The following is a 21,039-nucleotide window of genomic DNA, read 5'->3' as shown; positions in this document are numbered from 1 at the left end:
TCCATATCGTTCATTTATATTATCGTTAAAGGAGGTCTATTCGTAAGATGAATCAGTCTCGAAAAATGACCAAAAAAAGAAGGAAACGTAAAAAGAGCTTTATAGGTAGATTATTTTTATTGATTTTGATTGCTGCATTAGCATTTATTGGATATCAAGGAGTTAAAACATATCTTGAATTAAATAAAGCTACAAATGGTGAAGAAATTAATTCAAAATTACGAGATGAAGCAGTGAAAATATCTAAGGATCCAATCTCGATTCTGTTTTTAGGTATTGAAAATTATTCTACTGGAGGAAAAGGTGGACGCACTGACTCAATGATTCTTGCTACCTTCAATCCGAAAGAAGAAACGATTAAAACGATGAGTATTCCACGTGATACGTATGTGAATATTCCTGGCTATAGTGAAAAAACGAAAATCAATCACGCGTATTCTTATGGTGGATTACAACTAACAGTCGAAACAGTTGAGGATTTCTTAAATGTTCCAATCGACTACTATGTAACGGTTGATTTTAAAGGATTTAAAAATATTGTTGATGCTGTTGGCGGTATTGATGTTGAAGTACCATTCGATTTCTGGGAATACACAGATACGAATCCACGTCAGAAGCTATACTTTGAAAAAGGAACGATGCACTTAAATGGACAAGAAGCCTTAGCATACTCTCGTATGCGTAAACGTGATCCACGTGGTGATTTTGGCCGTGAAGAGCGTCAACAACAAGTGATTAAATCGATTTTAAGTGAAATCAAATCACCTGAAACAATTGTTAAAATGGATGATTATGCAAAAGTGTTTAGTGATAACATTAGTACAAATATGAAAATTTCTGGTGGGATTTCATTAGCGAAACACTTACCAAACATAAATGATAAAGACTTCGAAACGTTAAAAATTGAAGGGTACGATGATACAATAAATGGGATCTATTACTATGTTCCTTATGAAGATAACATCAATGAGGTATCAAGTAAATTCCGAGTACATCTGGATTTAGATAAACCTTCTCCAAATAATTCAGTAGATGACAGTAGTTCATCAGATAATACAAATCAATAAGTGAGAAAAAGACCAGGTTCATTTTGAGAATCTGGTCCTTTTTGCACTTGTCCTTGTAATGATACTGTAACCTTTGTTAATCTTTTGTTAAAAACGACATGATACACCTTGTATTTTTTAAAACTTATTATAAAATAACAATGTTAGGTAACTGAGAATAAAGTATAATCAAAATATATTTAAATTTTTGTTTAGTTTAAATTTTTGTACAATTATATTAAAGATTGCATTATAATGAATACATATACATAAATTAGCAGGGCTCAATGTTTTGGCTAATGGGGGATTTGGAAATGACAACAAGAAAAATGGACAAGCAAACGCTAGATGAAGTTATGAATAATATGATTACAACAGTTATTGATAGTAAGTCACAGGTGTTTGATATTGTTGAAGACACTCGGTCAGAATATGAGAGATTGAGAATTGAACTTGAGGAAGTAAAAGTTCAGGTAGTAGAAAAAATTGAGAACACTGCAAGATTAGATGATCTTGTAAGAGCTGCAAGGCAAAAGCTAATGGAAGTAGATGGGGATTTTAAGAGATATACAGAGTCACAAGTAAAAGACGCTTATGAAATGGCTCAAAATATTCAAGAACAGCACATTCTTTCGTTAAAAGAAGAAAAAGTGTTGATCCATCGCCGAAATGAGTTGGAGCGCAGACTACAAACTTTACTTGAACAGTTAAGAAGAGCGGAGTTATTAGTTGCTCGTATTTCAATTATCTTAAACTATTTAAAAACAGACTTCCAACAAGTTAGTCAAATGCTTGAAGATGCAAAACAAAAGCAAGCTTTTGGTTTTCAGTTGATCCAAGCGCAGGAAGAAGAGCGCTTAAAACTTTCTCGTGAGATTCATGATGGTCCTGCACAAATGTTAGCCAATATATTAATGAGATCAGACTTTTTAATTAAAACTTATCGCCAAAGACCGGAAGAAGATGCGATAAAAGAATTAAAAGATATGAAGGAACAAGTACGGAGTGCTTTAGGTGAAGTACGACGAATTATCTATGATTTACGTCCAATGGCATTAGATGATTTAGGCTTAATTCCAACTTTAAGTAAATATTTGAAGTCACTAGAAGACTATAACCATATTTCAATCCAGTTCGATTATTGTGGCGATAATGAAAGAAGACTTGATACCAAGTTAGAAGTAGCTATTTTCAGATTGATCCAAGAAGCAGTTCAAAATGCATGTAAACATGCGAATCCATCAACAATCATTGTAAAAGTAGAATCTTTAAAAAATAAAATTAATGTGTTAGTAAGAGATGATGGAGTTGGCTTTAATATTGAAAATGGTGAAAAAGAAAATTCTTTTGGTTTAGTCGGAATGAAAGAACGCGTAGAATTGCTAAATGGTGACTTTAAAATTGACTCAAAATTAAATTTCGGTACAACGATTCGAATCACTTTAGAAATCGAAATAGATGCCGAACAAAAGATAGAGGTATAAAAAGAAACGTCTGAAAATTTATAAAAGTGAATTTTCAGAAAGGACAATTGCAGATTTAAGTCGAATAATTTGTAAATATATGTTAAAATATACTATATTTTAGAAATAATTACCAAAATTACCATATAAACAAACTAGAATAGTAGCAGAGGAGTAATAAAATGAAAACTAGAATCGCCATTGTGGATGATCATAAACTATTTCGTGAAGGAATTAAAAGAATTCTAGATTTTGAAGAAAGTTTTGATGTTGTTGCAGAAGGATCTGATGGTACTGAGGTTGTCGCAATTATGGATAATCATCAAGTGGATGTATTTATTATCGACATCAACATGCCGAATATGAATGGTGTAACAGCAACAAAAGCTTTATTAGAAAAATACCCTGATGCTAAAGTAATCATTCTTTCAATTCATGATGATGAATCATATGTAACTCATGTTCTTAAAGTAGGAGCTAGAGGTTATTTATTAAAAGAAATGGATTCGGATACGCTTATTGAAGCAATTAAAGTTGTGACAAAAGGTGGATGCTACTTACATCCGAAAATTACACATAACTTAGTTGAAGAATTTCGTCGTCTTTCATTAAAAGAGCAATTATTTAAATCACGTGAGGTAGAGGTTCGTCGTCCACTACATTTACTTACAAGAAGAGAATGTGAAGTTCTTCAAATGTTAGCTGATGGCAAAAGTAATCGTGCAATTGGTGAAGCATTATTTATTAGCGAGAAAACTGTAAAAAACCACGTAAGTAATATTTTACAGAAACTAGAAGTAAATGATCGTACACATGCTGTAGTAACGGCAATCCGCAACTCTTGGGTTGAAGTGAAATAGTTCTAATAAGAAATATTTAAAGCAGAGTATCGCAATGGTGCTCTGTTTTTGTTTTCATCAAATATCGTGTTAAAGTATAATAGGTGCTTCTGATCAAGTGAGTTGTCGAAATGGCTCATAGTAAAGAGAATAAATTACAATGATTTTACATACTAAATTGTGTAAAATGAAACTATTAAATACATAGTGCTAGATTACTATTCGAAAAGAAAGGACATAACAATGAGAACTGCAATCGTTACAGATAGTACGGCGTATCTACCTCAAGATGTGAGGGATTCTTTAGATATTCATATGCTTCCTCTAAACGTTATTTTTGGAGATGCATCCTACCAAGAAGAAGTTGAGATTACAGCAGAACAATTCTTTTTAAAAGTAAGAGAACAAGAAGAGTTACCAAAAACTTCTCAACCAGCTTATGGTGAGATTATTAATAAATTTGAACAACTTTCAAAGGAATATGACGCAGTTGTAGCAATCAGCTTATCAAGTGGGATTAGTGGTACATATCAAAGCTTTGTATCAGCCGGTTCAATGTTTGATAACTTAGAAGTAGTAGCTTATGATTCTGAAATTAGCTGTATGGTTCAAGGTTTTTATGTAATTGAAGCTGCACAAATGGCGGCTAAAGGTGCAGGACCAACTGAAATCATTGAGCGATTGGATGAAATGAAAAAAACAATTAATGCATATTTCATGGTAAGTGATTTAGGTCATCTCCAAAGAGGGGGACGCCTTTCAAGCGCACAAGCATTTGTTGGCAGTCTACTTCAGGTAAAGCCTGTCCTTACATTTGAAGAAAAACAAATCGTTGCTTTTGAAAAGATACGTACTGAAAAGAAAGCGATGAAACGAATATATGAATTGTTTGGTGAGGTTGCCTCAAGGGGTGAAAAAATGAAAGCTGTTGTTATTCACTCAAGCCGTGAAGCAGACGCAAAAGAAATTGCAGAACAGCTTCATGAACAATATCCAAATGTAGAAATCGAGATTTCTTATTTTGGACCAGTTATTGGAACGCATCTTGGAGAGGGTTCTTTAGGACTTGGCTGGTACGTGTTATAAAATTTTCAATCTGTTTGAAAATCTGATTTATTTTACCTTGTTTACACTTTGGAATGCCCCTTTAATAGGGGCATTTTTGTATTGTAAAAATTAAATTTAGTTTATCGTCTTCTTCTCTCTACGAATGCGTGTTACATTTCAACTAATTTCTAAGAAAGAAGGCGAATGAATGAATCAAGAAACCTCTCAAAACAAATATCATTTTGTTGGTAGAAAGCTCCCATATCCTCAAATGATGAATCCTCAAGAAATTCCTTCAACGAGTAAGATGATCCAAGCTGTTCAAAAAAATAAGACGACTTATCAATGCTTTCGATGTGGAAATCGTGATCAAAAATTTTTTTATAGTCATTTTTGTGCAAAATGTTCTTCAATGTGTACATACTGTCGAAAGTGTATCGTGATGGGTAAAATGACCACGTGTACAAAGTTAATCGTAAACGAATTAGATATGAAAAAGGAAGATAAAAAAGTTGGTTTAAAGTGGGAAGGAAAACTATCCCCGCAGCAAAAAGAAGCATCATTTAAAGTGGTGGAAGCAGTTAAGGGTAATACAGATTTACTATTATGGGCAGTATGTGGAGCAGGCAAAACAGAGATGTTATTTGAAGCAATTGATGTTGCCTTACAAGAAGGGAAGTTTGTTTGTATTGCAACTCCACGTATAGACGTTGTAATAGAATTAGCGAAAAGATTTCAAAATGCATTTCCGAATATATCAATAGCTATTCTTTATGGCGGAAGTGAAGACAAATGGGATGGGCATCGAATCACAATAAGTACAGTTCACCAATTGATGAATTTTAGACATACATTTCATCTCCTCATAATCGATGAGGTTGACGCTTTTCCGTATAATATTGAAGAACATCTGCACTGGGTAGCTGATGAAGCAAGAACGAAAATCGGCTCGACTATCCAATTAACAGCAACCCCTTCAACAAAACAACAATACTTGGTGCGACACCATAAAATTGAATGCGCAATGGTCCCAGCAAGATTTCACAGACAACCACTCCCTGTTCCAGACTTTCAATGGATTGGTAATTGGCAAAAAATCATTCAAAAAAACAATAAATTACCAGCCCCATTAATGACGTGGCTTCAAAGAATATTGAAAGAGAATTCTTCTATTTTTTTATTTATCCCAACGATTGATGTGAGCAGTTCTGTTGAAGAGGCTGTGAAAATGCTAACTCTTAAAACAACATCAGTACATAGTCAAGATCCGCTTAGGCATGAAAAAGTCAGCGCGTTTCGAAATGGAGATGTCAGGGTATTAATTACAACAACCATATTAGAGCGTGGTGTGACGATCAAGAACAGTCAGATAGCTGTACTAGGTTCTGATGAAGAAATTTTTACAGAAAGTGCACTAGTCCAAATATCTGGAAGAGCAGGACGACACATTGATTATCCATCTGGAGAAATCGTGTTTTTTCATAATGGCATTAGTGAGGAAATGGTACGAGCGAAAAAACAAATCTTACAAATGAATCAACTCGGATTTGAAAAAGGTTGGTTAGATAAAAAATGATTTGCATCTACTGTGATCGTAAATATACAGAAACATTCTCTCTACATCATTTATTCTTCAACCGCAAAGAGACTGCCTGTAATCAATGTTTAGCTAAATTTGAAAAATTAGTTGGGACTGTTTGCGAAAAGTGTGGCAGAGTTTCAGAGGAAAAAAAGATATGTGCTCAATGTAAAGAACTTGTGAAAAATAATCTTAATCAAGCATTCACATCAAACCGTTCAATTTTTCATTACAATCCTGAAATGAAAATATGGATCAACCGATATAAATTTTACGGTGATGTTACATTAGCAACAATGTTTATTACAGATTTGCAAGAATACTATGAAAAGTATTTTAAACGGTTTAAAATAATAGTTCCTATACCTCTTAGTGAGGAAAGGTTACAAGAAAGAGGCTTTAACCAAGTTGAAGTGCTTGCAGAGTACGCTGGGTTCACTTTAACAAAATGTCTTAAGAGGGTTCATACTGAGCGGCAAAGTAAGCTAAATCTAGCTGAGCGAATGAACCGTGAACAAATTTTTTCATTCTGCGGAGGGGAAAAATTTCAAAATGTGCCGATATTAATTTTAGATGATGTCTATACAACTGGGAAAACAGTCGGAGATGCTGCAATCGTTTTGTTACAAAATGGTGCTAGCGAGGTGTTTTCACTCACATTAATTCGTGCGTAAAAATTGGTAATTTGTCATGTGAAAAATGACTTAATTTTATGATTCAGTTTGCCGATATAAATAATGATACATCGAAAAACGAGGTGAAATGAATGGGAGATTTACGTAATTGCCCAACTTGTAATAGCATATTTGTAAAAACAAATTTAAGAGATGTATGTGAAAATTGTTATAAGGCTGAAGCCAAACAATTTGACACAGTTTACAGTTTTATTCGTAAAAGTGAAAACAGAATGGCAACCATAGATGAAATTGTAACTGCTACAGAAGTAGTGGAAGAATTAATTATGAAATGGATCAGAAATGGAAAACTTCGCGTAACTGGTTTCCCAAATTTAGGATATCCATGCGATAAATGTGGAATACTAATTCAAAAAGGATCGATTTGCACAGACTGTTCGACGGGATTAAAAAAAGATTTATATAAAGTCGAAGAAGAAAGAAGAAGAATCCAAGAGTTACGTAAACGAGATAAAGCAACTTATTTCTTTGATGATAAGAAATAGGATGCAAACAAGGTATGAAACGATTGACAATGAGGTGAAAAAAATGAAGATACATTCTACAGGTATTGATCGAATTCAATTGTATCAAAATCAACAAAATAAAATTGAAAAAGACAAACCGAAACAACAAAATTCAGACAAACTAGAAATTTCCTCTCAGGCAAAAGATCTTCAATTAGCTGCTCAGTTAAAGTCAGAACGTGAAGAGCGTGTTCAACAAATACAAAAGCAGATTGAAGAAGGCTCCTACAAAGTACAACCATCACTTGTAGCCGAGAAGATGCTTCAATATTTCAGCAAGAACTAACAACTAGAAGGAAGAAGGATCGGCATGAATACATCTTTTTTACTTACTACACTCCAACAACAATTAGAAGAATATACAGAATTACACCAATTATCAGTTGAAAAAACTGATTTAATTAAGAAAAATGACATAGTTAATTTAAATGAAATTATTAACAAAGAATCTAAATATTTATTATCACTTGATGTTTTAGAGAAAAAAAGAATTGAAGCAGTTTATGCTGCTTTAAGTGGACATGAATGGAGTGGGGATCTACCTACTCTTTCAGATTGTCTGAACGTTGTTTCAGATGAAGAAGCTATGAAACTTCGAAACATCCAATCTGAATTAAAAGTGAAAATGGAAGAATTAAGAGACCGAAATTACTTAAATCAAGAGTTAATCTATCAGTCAATGCAGTTTGTTTCTTTGTCGTTATCTACTTTGAAACCAAAGCAAACACCACCAAATTATGGACCGACTGCAAAACAAAAAGGTTTACAAAAAAGCGAGAAGCTATTTGATTCACAGGTATAGTAGTAACAGAAAAGGAGATCTAAAAATATGCGTTCGTCATTTATGGGATTAGAAACGGCTAAAAGAGGAATGTATACACAACAAGCGGCGCTTAGTGTATTAGGACATAATATTGCAAATGCAAATACAGCAGGCTATACTCGCCAACGCGTAAATGTTAAACAAACTTCTGCTTTTCCAAATGCAGGATTTGATAAGCCTTATTTACCTGGCCAAATGGGTACAGGTTCTGAGGCGGGTTCAATTCAACGTATTAGAGAGTCTTTTTTAGACATTCAATATCGAAACGATAATAGTCAGTTAGGCTACTATGCAAGCCGTACCGACGCACTTACGAAAATGGAAGACATTATGAATGAGCCATCTGAACAAGGGCTTGCGAAAACGATGGACCGTTTTTGGCAATCATTACAGGATTTATCTGTAAATCCAAGTAATTCAGGTGCACGTACTGTTGTTTTAGAGCGTGCGAAAGCAGTTGCTGAGACATTTAACTATGTATCTGCTTCTTTAAAAGCTGTACAAAGTGATTTGCAAAATCAGCTTAATGTTGAAACAAAAAATATAAACTCACTTTTATCACAAATTCAAAATGTAAACCGTCAAATTGCTGATGTAGAGCCACATGGCATGCTTCCAAATGATTTATATGATGAACGTGATCGTTTATTAGATCAGCTATCTGGTTTAGTGAAAATTAAGACAAGCTATTCTTCAAGTGGAGGTAACTCACTTTCGTCTGCGGAAGGAAAAGTGACAGTTGATTTAGTTGATGAAAATGGTAGTGTGATTGAATCAGGTCGAGTAATTGATGGTAATGATATTAAAACCGAGCCAAAACAATTAAAAGTGAATTACAATACAGCGACTAAACTAGTTGAATCAGTTTCGATCGGCACTAATACAGTTGATGTTGAAAAATTTACAACTCCTGGAAAGTTAAGTAGTTTAATTGATTCCTATGGATATACAAAAGATCCTCTAACAAATGATACAAATGGATTATATCCATCAATGTTAAAAGAGTTAGATTTAATTGCGAACACTTTTGCGAATGAATTTAATAAAGTGCATAGTGCTTATTTTGCAGGGCCACCAGCTTCAACTGCTACAAATCTAAATGATAAACAAGGTGGTTACTTTTTCTCAGATGGTACAGCTGGTTTACCTGAAGATCAAGTAGTTGGTTCAGGTTCAGTTGCAGCTTTAACAACAATAACTGCGAGTAATATTAAGGTGAATATAACGAACGTTAATAATATTGCGGCTGGTTTATCAACAAATGATGGCGATGGTCAAAATGCGTTAAAATTAGCTGAAGTTATGAGAAGAAATGATTTGGATTTTGGCGGGACACCCAAAACTATAACTAGTATTACATCATATTACCAAGGTGTAGTAGGTAGTATGGGCGTTCAATCTCAAGAAGCTGAACGCTTAATGGGTAATAGCGCTATTTTAGTAGATGCAGTTGATCAAAATCGTCAGTCCGTAAGTAGCGTTTCCATTGATGAAGAAATGACTGAAATGGTTAAATTCCAACATGCTTATAATGCTGCTGCACGTAATATTACAGCAATTGATGAAATGCTGGATAAAGTTATTAATAGTATGGGGATTGTTGGGAGGTAGTAGTTAATGCGTATAACACAATCAATGATTAGTAATAATATGCTAAGAAACTTAAGCTCAAGTTATTCAAAATTAGATAAATTTAATGATCAGTTAGCAACTGGTAAAAAAATCAGTCGTCCATCTGATGATCCTGTAATCGCAATGAAAGGTATGTACTATCGTTCGGACGTTACTCAAATTGAGCAATATCAAAGAAACCTAAGTGAAGCATATAACTGGATTGAATCTTCTGATGAAGCTTTAGATAAAGTAGGTAGTACAATTCAAAGAATGCGTGATTTAGCTGTACAAGGTGCTTCTGGTACAAACAGTAAAGAGTCTAACGAAGCATTAGCTTTAGAGATTAAACAATTAATATCACATATCGGCTCAATCGGAAACACACAAGTTGGTGACAAGTATGTTTTCAATGGAACGAATACTACTCAACCACCAGTGGATATGACGATAAACACAGCAACAGATGGAACAATCACTTTAGGCGGTACTTACCCAACTGCGACATCATATAGTCCTTTTAATGTATCGGTATCACTTAATGTAAATGTTGCAGTAAATACTAACCCATCAAATATTTTTGACCAAGCAACACTTCAAAAAATAGTTGATTTGCACAATGGACTTCAATCAAATGATCCTAAAGCGATTCAAACTGGACTTGGAGAATTAGATAATATTCTTCAAAATGTATTAGCTGCTCGAACTCAAATCGGTGCAACCCAAAACCGAGTTGAAATGATTGACGATCGTCTTGGCACACAAGAGATTATTGCGAATCGTATCATGTCAGACAATGAAGATGCAGAAATCGAACAAGTAATTACAGAATTAAAAACTCAAGAAAGTGTGCATAATGCAGCACTTGGCGTTGGAGCAAGAATTATTCAACCAACATTATTAGACTTCTTACGTTAAGCTATCAGATTTTTGATAGCTTTTCTTATATGTAAATACTAATCATGAGAGGAGGATGCAAATGCAATTACCTCAAATCAGATTGCAGTCAACATTTGCAAAATTAGGTTTAAATATAGACAAACCTGTTCAAGAGATAGAACAGCCTCAAGCAGACTTGAGTATTAAACAACCTCAAGCAGAAATGGAGATTCAAAGAGTAGCCCCAACACTTGAAATGGATTCCTATGAAGCTCGTGCAGATTTAGACTTAAAGAGTGTTAGTCGTAGGATTGAAGACTTTGCAAATGAAGGTTACCAAGGTTGGTTAGATGCGATTGGCCGAATGGCACAACAAGGTGATCGGATGATGAAAGTTCAACAAAATAAAAATGCACTAGCAGATATTGCTCGTGAAAATGGGACAGACCCTATTTACGATACGAATATCGCGTTTTTACCTCGAGCTGGGAGTTTTAAAATGTCATATGATCCTGGAAGCATAGAGATCAATTGGAATATTCATAAACCAGAAATTGAAGTGACACCTCAAAAGGCCATAACGAATTATACACCAGGTAAAGTAACTGGCTACATGGACACATGGAATGAATTACAAATAGATTTTACCGGCATTACAATAGATGAAAAAGGATAAGGTGAAGGTATGAACATTCAATCAAAATATCATGGTGAAATTGAAATACAACAAGAAGATGTGATAACCTTTCCAAAAGGAATTCCAGCATTTGAAAATGAGAATGAATTTACGGTCTTACCACTTCAAGAGGGAACACCTTTTTCTATACTACAGTCTGTGCATTCTACAAATTTAGCTTTTATTATAGGAGAAGTATTTTCAATCTTTCCGGACTATGATATTGAGCTATCTCAAAATGCAATTGAAACTTTAGAATTAGACGATGCGAAAAATGCAGTTGTTTACTGCATTATGACTGTGAAGGAACCTTTTATTGAATCAACAGCAAACTTAAAAGCCCCAATAATTATTAATAGCATCAAGAAAATCGGAAAGCAGGTTGTGCTAAACCAATCTAATTACGAAACGAAACATCGATTAGAAAAATCTCCAGCTTTCATACAGGAGGGTTAACAGATGTTAGTACTAACAAGAAAAATCAAAGAAGCAATAATGATTGGCGATGACATAGAAATATCGATAACTGCAATAGAAGGAGATCAAGTAAAATTAGCCATTTCTGCTCCGAAGCATATTGATATTCACCGTAAAGAAATCTATTTAGCAATCCAACAAGAGAATAAAGAGGCAGCAAGTAATAAGATAAATATAAATAATTTATTTAATAAGTCAGAGTAGTGGTGAGAAATCATCACTACTTTTTTATTGTTATTATAAAAGATTCTTCTTAATAATCTAATAAAATACATATAGATGTCGATATATATTGTGGTATATTTTTCCAAAAAATAAATAGGGAGAAGTTAATTTATGAAAAGGATTTTAAGTATTGTACTTATTACTTTACTATTTTTAAATATTTTAGATTTAAATAGTATTAAGCAAGTATTTGCATCTGAAGTCGCGGTGTTAGTAAGTAATAATGATTCAACTAGTGTACTGACTAAAGACTCAGGAAATAATCTTTATGTAAATGGTAATAAAGTTGCTACGGAGTGGAAAAGGGAATATTACTTCACTGTATCGGGAGGCTATACCTCGAGAGATCAAAGTGTAAGTTTAAATAGTTCCCAATTAGATTTAACGGATATTACATATGGAAAATATACATCAAATTATACTGGACAAATAAAGGCATTTAGAATCAAGTTAATAAATCCATTGTATATGTATCATTTTTCTCAATATCAATCAGGTGCTTACTATGACAGCACGTTTTACGATTGCCTTGGTAAAAGGACACCAAGATATCTTGATTCGACTGATCCGGACAGATACATCATTATAAATGCTGAAACCGGTGAGGTTGAAGATTTTGATTCGGAACTTAACTTTTATTATTGTAATAATATTGAAAACTCGTCTTTTGTTCAAGAAACAACAATCAAAAACCCTGCTCTACCAGTTATATCTGAAGTTCCGGTACTCCAAGACTTTAATGCTAAAAGCAATTCTATAGAATTAAATTGGAATTCAGTACCGTATGCAACTAGTTATGAGATTGAAATTGATGGTCAAAGAATAGAGACTAGTTTTACATCAAATTATACTGATGGGAATTTATCTTCATTTTCACAACATACTTATAGAGTTAGAGCAATAAATGAAAATAGTGTGAGTGGATGGAGTAATAGCTTAACAGGAACAACATTATTAGATACACCAACAAATATTGTTGAGCAATCAACCCCTGATTCAATTACTCTTAATTGGGATGCAGTAAATTCTGCTGATAAATATGAAATAAAGATGGATAACTTGGTTTATCAAACTTCTTCATCTGTAACAAATTATACAATTAGCGGTCTAGGTTCAGGAATTAAACATTCTTATCAAGTAAGAGCTATCAACGATCATACTCAAAGTGAATGGACTACTTTAAAGGATTGGTATACTTTACCTAAATTGCCTACTAATGTAACTGCAATTGAATCAAATAATAACATTAAACTTACATGGTCAGCTTCAACTGGTGCAACAGGTTATGACATTTCCATTGATGATACGGTAGTAAGTACAACTAATCTTTCATATACATACTCTTTATCTTCTAAAGGGCCACATAGTTATAAATTGCGAACAAAAAATAGCGCGGGTGTCGGTGAATGGGTAATTCCTAATGTTTCGGCTGCATCTCCTATAGCTAGTAATATAAGCATAGTAAATAATAAAGCTGGTATTGATGATGTCATTACTGTTTTAGGATTAGTAGAAGACGATATTGTAAAAGTTTACAATGCCCAAACAGGAGGAACTCTTTTAGGTGAAACAGTTGTTTCTACAGGTCAGACTGATACTAAAATTGTAATTTCTCAATTAGGTGCTGTATCAGGAAATATCTATGTTTCTATTCAAAAACCAGGAACAAACGAGAGTGCTAGAATAACCCAGTCGTATTTAAGTGAAACATCACCTACTTTATCGCCAAGTAATATCACTGTTACTAATAATTACGAAGGAACTAATGATACAGTCACTATAAATGGATTATTAGAAGGAGATACTATTAATCTATATAATGCGGCTACAGGCGGTAATCAAATTGGTTCAGGAGTTGTAGCTTCAGGGAATAATTTACTTGTAATTGATATTCCTCAATTAGGTTCAACAAGTGGCACAGTATATGTAAGTGTCACGAAAGTAAATAAATTAGAGAGTGCTAGAGTGGCGAAGGGGTATTCAAGCGAACCTACTACAACTGCACCAGTCGCGTCAGCAATTACAATTATAAATAATAAATTAGGGATAGATGATAAAGTTATTGTAACAGGCTTACAGGAAAATGATGTCATAACAATTTATAACGCATTAACCGGTGGGGCAATTATTGGAAGTGGCACAGTTGAAAATGGAGAAACGACTCTAAACTTATCTATCCCACAACTTGGTGCAGCAGGTGGTACTTTATATTTCACCAAAAAAAGTGAAGGGAAATTAGAAAGTTCTCGTACTGCAAAAGGCTTTGAATCAGAAACATCACCTATTTTAATTTCAAGTAATATTACAGTAGTAAATAATTACGTCGGTACTGACGATACGGTAACAGTAAACGGACTATCAGAAGGTGATGTAATTAGTATTTACACAGCATCTACAGGAGGAAATTTAGTTGGAACTGATACAGTAGGTGCTGGGAATACAACCATTACAATTTCAGTTCCTCAATTAAGTTCAATGGCTGGAACGATTTATGTTAGTGTGACGAAGGTAAATAAATTAGAAAGTACTAGACAGTCAAAAACCTATACAACAGAGCCAACTACAACAGCTCCTTTAACTTCATCAATTGCAGTTACAAATAATAAAGCAGGAATTGATGATACAGTTAAAATCTCTGGATTAGTAGAAGGGGATATAGTGACTGTTTACAATGCATCAACAGGAGGCGTAGTTCTTGGAACTGCAACTGTAGAAGTATTAGAAACATCAAAAACATTTGTGATTCCACAGCTAGGTTCTGGAGCTGGAAATGTATACGTTACAATCAAGAAAGATGGGAAATTAGAAAGTGCGCGAACAGCACAAACATATACATCTGAAACATCACCAACTCTATCAGCTAGTAATGTTACCGTAGTGAATAACTATGTAGGAACTGATGATACAATCACAATTACTGGATTAGTAGAAGGGGACATCATTACGGTTTATGATACATTAACAAACGGGAATGTCATATCAAGTGGAAAAGTAGGTGCGGGGAATACTTCATTAACATTATCAATTCCTCAATTAGGATCTACTTCAGGAACAGTATATATCAGTGTGATTAAATATAATAAATTAGAAAGTGCAAGACTATCAAAGGCATATTTAACAGAGCCAACAACTACTGCGCCTACAGCATCGTCAATTTCAGTAGTAAATAATAAAGTAGGAATCGATGATATAGTTGTGATTACTGGATTAGTAGAAGGTGATGTAGTAACTGTCTATAGTGCAGCAACAGGGGGCACTGTCTTAGGTAGTTCAACTGTTGGAGCTGGCGAAACGACAAAAACATTTAATATCACTCAGCTTGGTACAGGTTCTGGAAATGTGTACGCTACAATCAAGAAAGATGGGAAATTAGAGAGTGCGCGAACAGCACAAACATATACATCTGAAACATCATCAACCCTTTCGTCAAGTAATGTAACTGTTGTAAATAACTATATCGGAACAGATGACTCTATAACTGTAAATGGATTAGTAGAAGGAGATTTAGTTAAAGTTTATGATGCGACAACAGGTGGTAATTTAGTTGTAGAAGGAACCGTAGGTGTTGGAAGTACTTCAATTAAACTATCAGTTCCTCAATTAGGATCAGCTGCTGGTACAACTTATGTAAGTGTAACAAAAGTAAATAAACTTGAAAGTGCCCGACTAGCTAAGGCATATTCAAGTGAACCAACAACTGTTGCACCGATTGCGTCTTCGATCACAGTAACAAATAATAAAGTGGGAATTGATGATACAGTAGTGGTTGCAGGTCTAGTAGAAGGTGACCTTGTCACAATTTATAGTGCAGCAACAGGAAGCACTGTGTTAGGCAGTTCAACTGTTGGAGCTGGCGAAACGATAAAAACTTTTAATATCGCTCAGCTTGGCGCAGGGACTGGAAGTGTTTACGTTACAATTAAGCAAGGTGGAAAATTAGAAAGTACACGAACTGCCAAATCATATACATCAGAAACATCTCCTACACTTTCAACTAGTAATGTTACGATCGTAAATAATTATGTAGGAACTGATGATACAGTAACTGTTAGTGGACTATCAGCAGGAGATATTATTACAATTTATAATGCAACAACTGGTGGAAATATAATTGGAACTGGAACAGTTGATAACGGAAAAACGACAATTACACTTTCTCTACCTCAATTAAGTTCAGCTGCGGGTACAACATATATCAGCATCACGAATGTAAATAAATTAGAAAGTGCAAGATTAGCAAAGACTTATGCAAGTGAGCCAACAACAACAGCTCCTGCAGCAGCATCGATTGTTGTCACAAATAATAAAGCAGGGTTTGATGATACAGTAGTCGTTTCTGGATTAGTTCAAGGAGATACTGTTACTGTTTATAGTGCAGCAACAGGTGGAACAGTTTTAGGAAGTGCAGTTGTTGAAACTGGAGAAACTTCAAAGACTATTATGATTCCGCAATTGGGCACAGGTACAGGAAGTGTCTATGTCACTGTTAAAAAAGATGGAAAGTTAGAAAGCTCAAGAACAGCTCAAACATTTACATCAGAAACGACGGCAATTATTTCAACAAGTTATATTACAGTCTTGAATAACTATGTCGGTACAGACGATACAGTATCAGTAACGAATTTAGCAGCAGGAGATATCATAAATGTGTATGATGCAGCAACAGGTGGCAATTTAATTGGAACTGGGACAGTAGCTTCAGGGAATACGGCTGTTTCAATTTCAATTCCTCAAATTGGATCTGCTGCAGGAACAATTTATGTAACTATAACGAATGTAAATAAACTAGAGAGTTCAAGAATGAATAAAGCTTTCTTAGTAGAGCCGACAACTCAACAATTATCACCAACGGCTATTTCTGTTACAAATAATAAGGTAGGAACAGATGATACAATTGTTGTAACAGGGTTAGTTGAAGGAGATTTTATAACGATTTATAATTCTACTGGTACGACTGTATTAGGTACAGGGACTGTTGATGCTGGTCAAACAGCGATTACAATTACAGTTCCACAATTAAGTACAGCAGCTGGAAGTATTCAAGTTTCTAATAAGAAAATAGGGAAACACGAGAGTATACGTACGAGTAAATCTTATGTAGCTGAATAGAATTCTATATAATAAAACAAAAAACGGTAATGCAGATACGATCCATCTGACATTACCGTTTTTATATTTAATTATCTTAAATAATCCTTTATCTCTTCCGCCACAAATTCAACGTTTGTACCAATAATGACCTGTAAACTAGATGAACCGAGTTTTAGGACCCCGATTGCTCCAGCTTTTTTAACTTCTACTTCGTCAACCTTACTTGTATCAACAAGCTCTAATCGTAATCTTGTCGCGCAATTATCAACGGAAATAATATTATCGGCACCGCCTAAAGCATTTACATAGCTTTCCGCACTACCAGTATTTTTGTTGTTTGAGAATTCTTCAACTGATGAATCATCATCCTCACGTCCAGGTGTTTTTAAATTAAACTTTTTAATGAAAAAGACGAATACAAAGTAATAAATGACACCATAGACTAAACCTTGAAGTAAAAGAAGTAGTGGTTTAGTAGCGATACCATAATTTAGAAGATAATCAATCGCCCCAGCTGAGAAAGTGAAACCATCATGGATGTCTAACAGATTTGCGATATAAAGAGAGCTTCCAGTAAGTAAAGCATGAATGAGATATAACACAGGTGATAAAAACATAAAGGAGAACTCGATTGGCTCAGTAATACCAGTTAAGAATGACGTAAATGCTAAACTAATCATTGCTCCCAATACGACTTTACGATTTTCTTTTTTAGCCGTTGTTGCAATAGCTAATGCAGCCGCAGGTAAACCGAACATCATAATAGGGAAAAATCCCGCCATATAAATCCCTGCACTCGGATCATTTGCAAAGAAACGGTTCAAGTCACCAGTTACCCCATTAAAGTCTCCGAAGACGAACCAAAAAATATTATTTAAAACATGATGTAAGCCAAATGGAATTAGTAATCTATTAAAAAATCCAAATAATCCAGCACCAACTGCACCTAAATCAATCATATTATTTCCGAACGTATTTAACGCATCTTGTATTGGTGGCCAAATATATCCAAACAACCCTGCAAGGACAAACATAACAGCAGCAGTAACAATTGGAACGAACCTTCGACCACTAAAAAATCCTAAAAAGTCTGGTAGTCTAACATCTTTATATCGATTATATAAAAGTCCAGCAATCACCCCGGATAAAATACCTCCGAGAACACTCATATTAATATCCTTATCAATTACTTTTGCACCTTCAACTAAAATAAAATACCCAATTGCTCCGGATAAACCAGCTGCACCATTTTGATCTTTTGCTAACCCAACGGCAACACCAATTGCAAACAAAAGTGCTAGATTAGCAAATATTGCATTACCCGCGGCTGCCATAAAAGGAATGTCGAGTAGATCACCTTGACCAAATCTGAGTAACAAACCAGCTGCTGGAAGTACTGCAATCGGAAGCATTAATGCTTTTCCAATACGCTGCAGGAACTTTAACAATGCAATTCCCCCTTTTTAATAGATATAGTAGAAGCGAAATATTTTATGCTTCATAACATGTCTATGAGATAGAAAGGGAGTTAGTACAAAAAGAGGACAAAAATAAGGTAAAAACACCTATTTTTTTGTTTCCAAAATCGACTGAATTACGAAAAACGTTGGCGTAGAAAGGTTTTATGTAAGATGCAAACAGTAAAAAAGTACTAAAAATAATTTGTCGAAAAATCTCTTTTTATAAATGTCTAAAGGAAATAAAAAATCCGTCGATATAATTTGTGTAAGGAACATAAATGAAAAGCTCGAGATTTTCAAATACGTTCCCATAAAAAAAGAATGTTCACATGGAAGTGGACAACGAAAATCAAGGAGGAAATTAAAATGCGTATTAATCACAATATTGCTGCTTTAAACACACACCGTCAATTAACAAGTGCATCTAACGCACAAGGTAAATCAATGGAGAAATTATCTTCAGGTCTTCGTATCAACCGTGCTGGTGACGATGCTGCTGGTCTTGCTATCTCTGAAAAAATGCGTGCTCAGGTTCGTGGTCTTGACCAAGCGAAAAGCAACGCTCAAGATGGTATCTCATTAATCCAAACTGCTGAGGGTGCATTAAACGAAACTCACGACATCCTACAACGTATGCGTGAACTTTCTGACCAATCAGCTAACGGAACAAACACTAATGATGACCGTAAAGCGATTCAAGACGAAGTTAAACAATTAAAAGACGAAATCGATCGTATCGGTAACACTACTGAGTTCAATACTCAAAAATTATTAAATGGTAACTTAAAATCAGCTGCAGGTGCTGTAACAGGTTCAAATGTTACAACTAGTGCTGTAGTTGGTAAATTAGATGCTGGTAAAATGACATCTGCTAATAATTTAGCACAAAACCTTTCAACAACAACTTTTGAAAAAGATACATTTAACATCGATGGACATTCAGTTGATGTAAATTGGGATACATTATTAACTCAAGCTGAAAAAGATCAAATTAAAAGTATATCTGCAACTTCAGGTGCTGCACAACAAAATGCAGTTAAAGATCTATTAGTATCTAAAATGAATGAAGCAATCGACACTTATAACTCAAGCAATCCTGCAGGTGCGACTGTTCAACATATCTCAGGTTATCTAACTGGTGGTAAATTAGTTTTACAAAGTGGTACTGAAGGTACAGACTCAAAAGTTACTTTAGCGACTGCAGGAGCGGCTACATCTGTAGGTGCACTTGCTATGTCTGATGCAGCTGGTCTTAAATCTGCTGCAGCAAACACAGGTACTAACATGTATAATAGTTCAGCTGTTGTTGCTGGTGATAAATTTAACATGCAAATTAACGGTATCGATTTAGAAATTACAGGTGTTGCAGCTGCAGCTACTGATGATATGGATACTGTAGCAGCTTCATTACAAGCAGCAATCAAAACTGCTGTTGACAACTACAATGCTTTAAACCCAGGTTTAGCTTCTGGTGACAAAGGTTTCATTGAAGAAATCAAAGTTACTGCTTCAAAAGATGGTAGACTAGTAATTGGTAGTGAAAGTGGAGCAGTTAAGTTTACAGATAACGAAGGTACAACTACTGCTAAGAGCCTTGGAATTACAGAAGCTCAAACTGACAGTGCAGGTGGAGGCGGAATGACATTCCAAATCGGTGCTAATAAAGGACAAACTATTTCTTTCGGAATTAGCGATATGAGAACTTCTGCATTAGCTATTTCTGGATTAGATGTTTCTACTTCAGCTGGTGCACAAGCTGGTTTAGAATCTCTTGATAAAGCTATCAAATCAGTATCTTCTGAGCGTGCTAAACTTGGGGCAATCCAAAACCGTTTAGAGCACACAATCAATAACTTAGGTACTTCTTCTGAAAACTTAACAGCTGCTGAGTCTCGTATCCGTGACGTTGACATGGCGAAAGAAATGATGTCTCAAACTAAGAACTCAATTCTTTCTCAAGCTGCTCAAGCAATGTTAGCTCAAGCTAACCAACAACCACAAGGTGTTCTTCAATTATTACGTTAATTTGAAGAATTGATGAAAGACCTGGCATTCGTGCTAGGTCTTTTATTTTATATATTAATAGGTACAAACTAATATTTTTCTACAATTTTCGCCACTACTTTCTTCTCTTGTTTTGAATCCAATTTATTATATATTTGAATAATCTAGCATTTTTATCCTCTACAAATTTTTGTATTACTTCCGATATAAAGAATAGTGAAGTAATTAAAAGGGGAGGAAGTCATGATGAATTCAATTTCAACATCGACTTTGGCTAAGAACGTATCAAACATCCCTGCACAGCAACATGGCCAAGAAATAAATGAAGTAAATGATTTTGTATTAATGGATACACCAGTTATTAAAAGTGAGGATCACCCAGTTTCTAAAGAAGACTTGGAACAAGCGATTAATCAAATGAACGACTTTTTAAAACCAACTTACACGTCCGTTCAGTTTAAATTACATGAAAAAACACACAATTATTACGCAGTGCTTGTTGATAGTGCAACAAGTGAAGTAATCAAAGAAATCCCATCTAAGAAGATGTTAGATATGTACGCAGCAATGGAAGATTTTATAGGAATTTTGTTCGATAAAAAGATTTAAGGGTGATAA

Annotated in this window: 18 protein-coding genes; 17 read left to right on the top strand and 1 reads right to left on the bottom strand. The window is 34.5% G+C overall.

From position 1 onward, the window contains the following. Window positions 1–47 precede the first annotated feature (47 nt). The 15 genes from V7056_RS05960 (at window position 48) to V7056_RS05890 (ending at window position 16,975) form a co-directional block, all read left to right on the top strand. Window positions 48–1,067, top strand: coding sequence for an LCP family protein (locus V7056_RS05960; RefSeq protein WP_499700187.1), 1,020 nt, complete (start codon window positions 48–50; stop codon window positions 1,065–1,067). 293 nt (window positions 1,068–1,360) lie between these two features. Next, the gene (locus tag V7056_RS05955) at window positions 1,361–2,530 is read left to right on the top strand and encodes a sensor histidine kinase (RefSeq protein ID WP_499700185.1); all 1,170 of its coding nucleotides are present in this window, start codon (window positions 1,361–1,363) and stop codon (window positions 2,528–2,530) included. 161 nt (window positions 2,531–2,691) lie between these two features. Further along, window positions 2,692–3,369: a response regulator gene (locus V7056_RS05950; RefSeq protein WP_088041568.1), complete on the top strand. Its 678-nt coding sequence runs from the start codon at window positions 2,692–2,694 to the stop codon at window positions 3,367–3,369. Between the two features lie 222 nt (window positions 3,370–3,591). Then, on the top strand, window positions 3,592–4,434 hold the full coding sequence (locus tag V7056_RS05945; protein WP_499700182.1) for a DegV family protein: 843 nt from the start codon (window positions 3,592–3,594) through the stop codon (window positions 4,432–4,434). Between the two features lie 169 nt (window positions 4,435–4,603). After that, window positions 4,604–5,971, top strand: coding sequence for an ATP-dependent helicase ComFA (locus tag V7056_RS05940; protein WP_499700180.1), 1,368 nt, complete (start codon window positions 4,604–4,606; stop codon window positions 5,969–5,971). Continuing rightward, window positions 5,968–6,648: a ComF family protein gene (locus V7056_RS05935; protein WP_499700178.1), complete on the top strand. Its 681-nt coding sequence runs from the start codon at window positions 5,968–5,970 to the stop codon at window positions 6,646–6,648. Before V7056_RS05940 ends, V7056_RS05935 begins: the two co-directional genes overlap by 4 nt. 92 nt (window positions 6,649–6,740) lie before the next feature. Continuing rightward, window positions 6,741–7,154, top strand: a complete 414-nt coding sequence (locus V7056_RS05930; RefSeq protein ID WP_499700176.1) for a TIGR03826 family flagellar region protein — start codon at window positions 6,741–6,743, stop codon at window positions 7,152–7,154. A gap of 43 nt (window positions 7,155–7,197) precedes the next feature. Beyond that, a complete protein-coding gene (flgM, locus tag V7056_RS05925; RefSeq protein ID WP_499700174.1) occupies window positions 7,198–7,461 on the top strand; it encodes a flagellar biosynthesis anti-sigma factor FlgM in 264 nt (87 codons plus the stop codon). 24 nt (window positions 7,462–7,485) lie between these two features. After that, window positions 7,486–7,977 carry a flagellar protein FlgN gene (locus tag V7056_RS05920; RefSeq protein WP_499700173.1) on the top strand — a complete coding sequence of 164 codons (492 nt, stop codon included), beginning with the start codon at window positions 7,486–7,488 and terminating at the stop codon, window positions 7,975–7,977. A gap of 27 nt (window positions 7,978–8,004) precedes the next feature. Next, complete coding sequence (gene flgK / locus V7056_RS05915; protein WP_499700171.1) at window positions 8,005–9,609, top strand: flagellar hook-associated protein FlgK; 1,605 nt, start codon at window positions 8,005–8,007, stop codon at window positions 9,607–9,609. A gap of 6 nt (window positions 9,610–9,615) precedes the next feature. Further along, on the top strand, window positions 9,616–10,527 hold the full coding sequence (flgL, locus tag V7056_RS05910) for a flagellar hook-associated protein FlgL (RefSeq protein WP_499700169.1): 912 nt from the start codon (window positions 9,616–9,618) through the stop codon (window positions 10,525–10,527). Window positions 10,528–10,588: 61 nt separating this feature from the next. Next, a complete protein-coding gene (locus V7056_RS05905; RefSeq protein ID WP_499700167.1) occupies window positions 10,589–11,164 on the top strand; it encodes a DUF6470 family protein in 576 nt (191 codons plus the stop codon). Between the two features lie 9 nt (window positions 11,165–11,173). After that, the gene (fliW, locus tag V7056_RS05900) at window positions 11,174–11,620 is read left to right on the top strand and encodes a flagellar assembly protein FliW (RefSeq protein ID WP_499700165.1); all 447 of its coding nucleotides are present in this window, start codon (window positions 11,174–11,176) and stop codon (window positions 11,618–11,620) included. 3 nt (window positions 11,621–11,623) lie between these two features. Continuing rightward, window positions 11,624–11,845, top strand: coding sequence for a carbon storage regulator CsrA (csrA, locus tag V7056_RS05895; RefSeq protein ID WP_499700162.1), 222 nt, complete (start codon window positions 11,624–11,626; stop codon window positions 11,843–11,845). A gap of 132 nt (window positions 11,846–11,977) precedes the next feature. After that, window positions 11,978–16,975, top strand: coding sequence for a beta strand repeat-containing protein (locus tag V7056_RS05890; RefSeq protein WP_499700160.1), 4,998 nt, complete (start codon window positions 11,978–11,980; stop codon window positions 16,973–16,975). 71 nt (window positions 16,976–17,046) lie between these two features. Here V7056_RS05890 and nagE read toward each other — a convergent pair whose 3' ends face one another. Then, window positions 17,047–18,405 (bottom strand): N-acetylglucosamine-specific PTS transporter subunit IIBC, encoded by a 1,359-nt coding sequence (gene nagE / locus V7056_RS05885; protein WP_499700158.1) that lies wholly within the window; start codon window positions 18,403–18,405, stop codon window positions 17,047–17,049. 378 nt (window positions 18,406–18,783) lie between these two features. Between nagE and V7056_RS05880 the strand changes: the two genes are divergently transcribed. Beyond that, entirely contained in the window at window positions 18,784–20,442 is a 1,659-nt protein-coding gene (locus V7056_RS05880; RefSeq protein ID WP_499700157.1) for a flagellin N-terminal helical domain-containing protein, read from the top strand. 225 nt (window positions 20,443–20,667) lie between these two features. After that, window positions 20,668–21,030: a flagellar protein FlaG gene (gene flaG / locus V7056_RS05875; RefSeq protein WP_499700155.1), complete on the top strand. Its 363-nt coding sequence runs from the start codon at window positions 20,668–20,670 to the stop codon at window positions 21,028–21,030. The last annotated feature ends 9 nt before the right edge of the window (window positions 21,031–21,039 follow it).

It is taken from the genome of Bacillus sp. JJ664, assembly GCF_036962205.1.
GTDB lineage: Bacteria > Bacillota > Bacilli > Bacillales > Bacillaceae_G > Gottfriedia.
The sequence above is the reverse complement of the archived record's forward strand: the minus strand, read 5'-3'. Positions and strand labels throughout refer to the sequence as shown.

Bases quoted from the DNA above. Each gene is read 5' to 3' on its own strand.
- V7056_RS05890 (WP_499700160.1), top strand. From the start codon at position 11,978: ATGAAAAGGATTTTAAGTATTGTACTTATTACTTTACTATTTTTAAAT.
- flgM (WP_499700174.1), top strand. From the start codon at position 7,198: ATGAAGATACATTCTACAGGTATTGATCGAATTCAATTGTATCAAAAT.
- flgL (WP_499700169.1), top strand. From the start codon at position 9,616: ATGCGTATAACACAATCAATGATTAGTAATAATATGCTAAGAAACTTA.
- fliW (WP_499700165.1), top strand. From the start codon at position 11,174: ATGAACATTCAATCAAAATATCATGGTGAAATTGAAATACAACAAGAA.
- V7056_RS05930 (WP_499700176.1), top strand. From the start codon at position 6,741: ATGGGAGATTTACGTAATTGCCCAACTTGTAATAGCATATTTGTAAAA.
- V7056_RS05960 (WP_499700187.1), top strand. From the start codon at position 48: ATGAATCAGTCTCGAAAAATGACCAAAAAAAGAAGGAAACGTAAAAAG.
- V7056_RS05935 (WP_499700178.1), top strand. From the start codon at position 5,968: ATGATTTGCATCTACTGTGATCGTAAATATACAGAAACATTCTCTCTA.
- V7056_RS05940 (WP_499700180.1), top strand. From the start codon at position 4,604: ATGAATCAAGAAACCTCTCAAAACAAATATCATTTTGTTGGTAGAAAG.
- V7056_RS05950 (WP_088041568.1), top strand. From the start codon at position 2,692: ATGAAAACTAGAATCGCCATTGTGGATGATCATAAACTATTTCGTGAA.
- V7056_RS05880 (WP_499700157.1), top strand. From the start codon at position 18,784: ATGCGTATTAATCACAATATTGCTGCTTTAAACACACACCGTCAATTA.
- csrA (WP_499700162.1), top strand. From the start codon at position 11,624: ATGTTAGTACTAACAAGAAAAATCAAAGAAGCAATAATGATTGGCGAT.
- flaG (WP_499700155.1), top strand. From the start codon at position 20,668: ATGAATTCAATTTCAACATCGACTTTGGCTAAGAACGTATCAAACATC.
- V7056_RS05905 (WP_499700167.1), top strand. From the start codon at position 10,589: ATGCAATTACCTCAAATCAGATTGCAGTCAACATTTGCAAAATTAGGT.
- V7056_RS05955 (WP_499700185.1), top strand. From the start codon at position 1,361: ATGACAACAAGAAAAATGGACAAGCAAACGCTAGATGAAGTTATGAAT.
- flgK (WP_499700171.1), top strand. From the start codon at position 8,005: ATGCGTTCGTCATTTATGGGATTAGAAACGGCTAAAAGAGGAATGTAT.
- V7056_RS05920 (WP_499700173.1), top strand. From the start codon at position 7,486: ATGAATACATCTTTTTTACTTACTACACTCCAACAACAATTAGAAGAA.
- V7056_RS05945 (WP_499700182.1), top strand. From the start codon at position 3,592: ATGAGAACTGCAATCGTTACAGATAGTACGGCGTATCTACCTCAAGAT.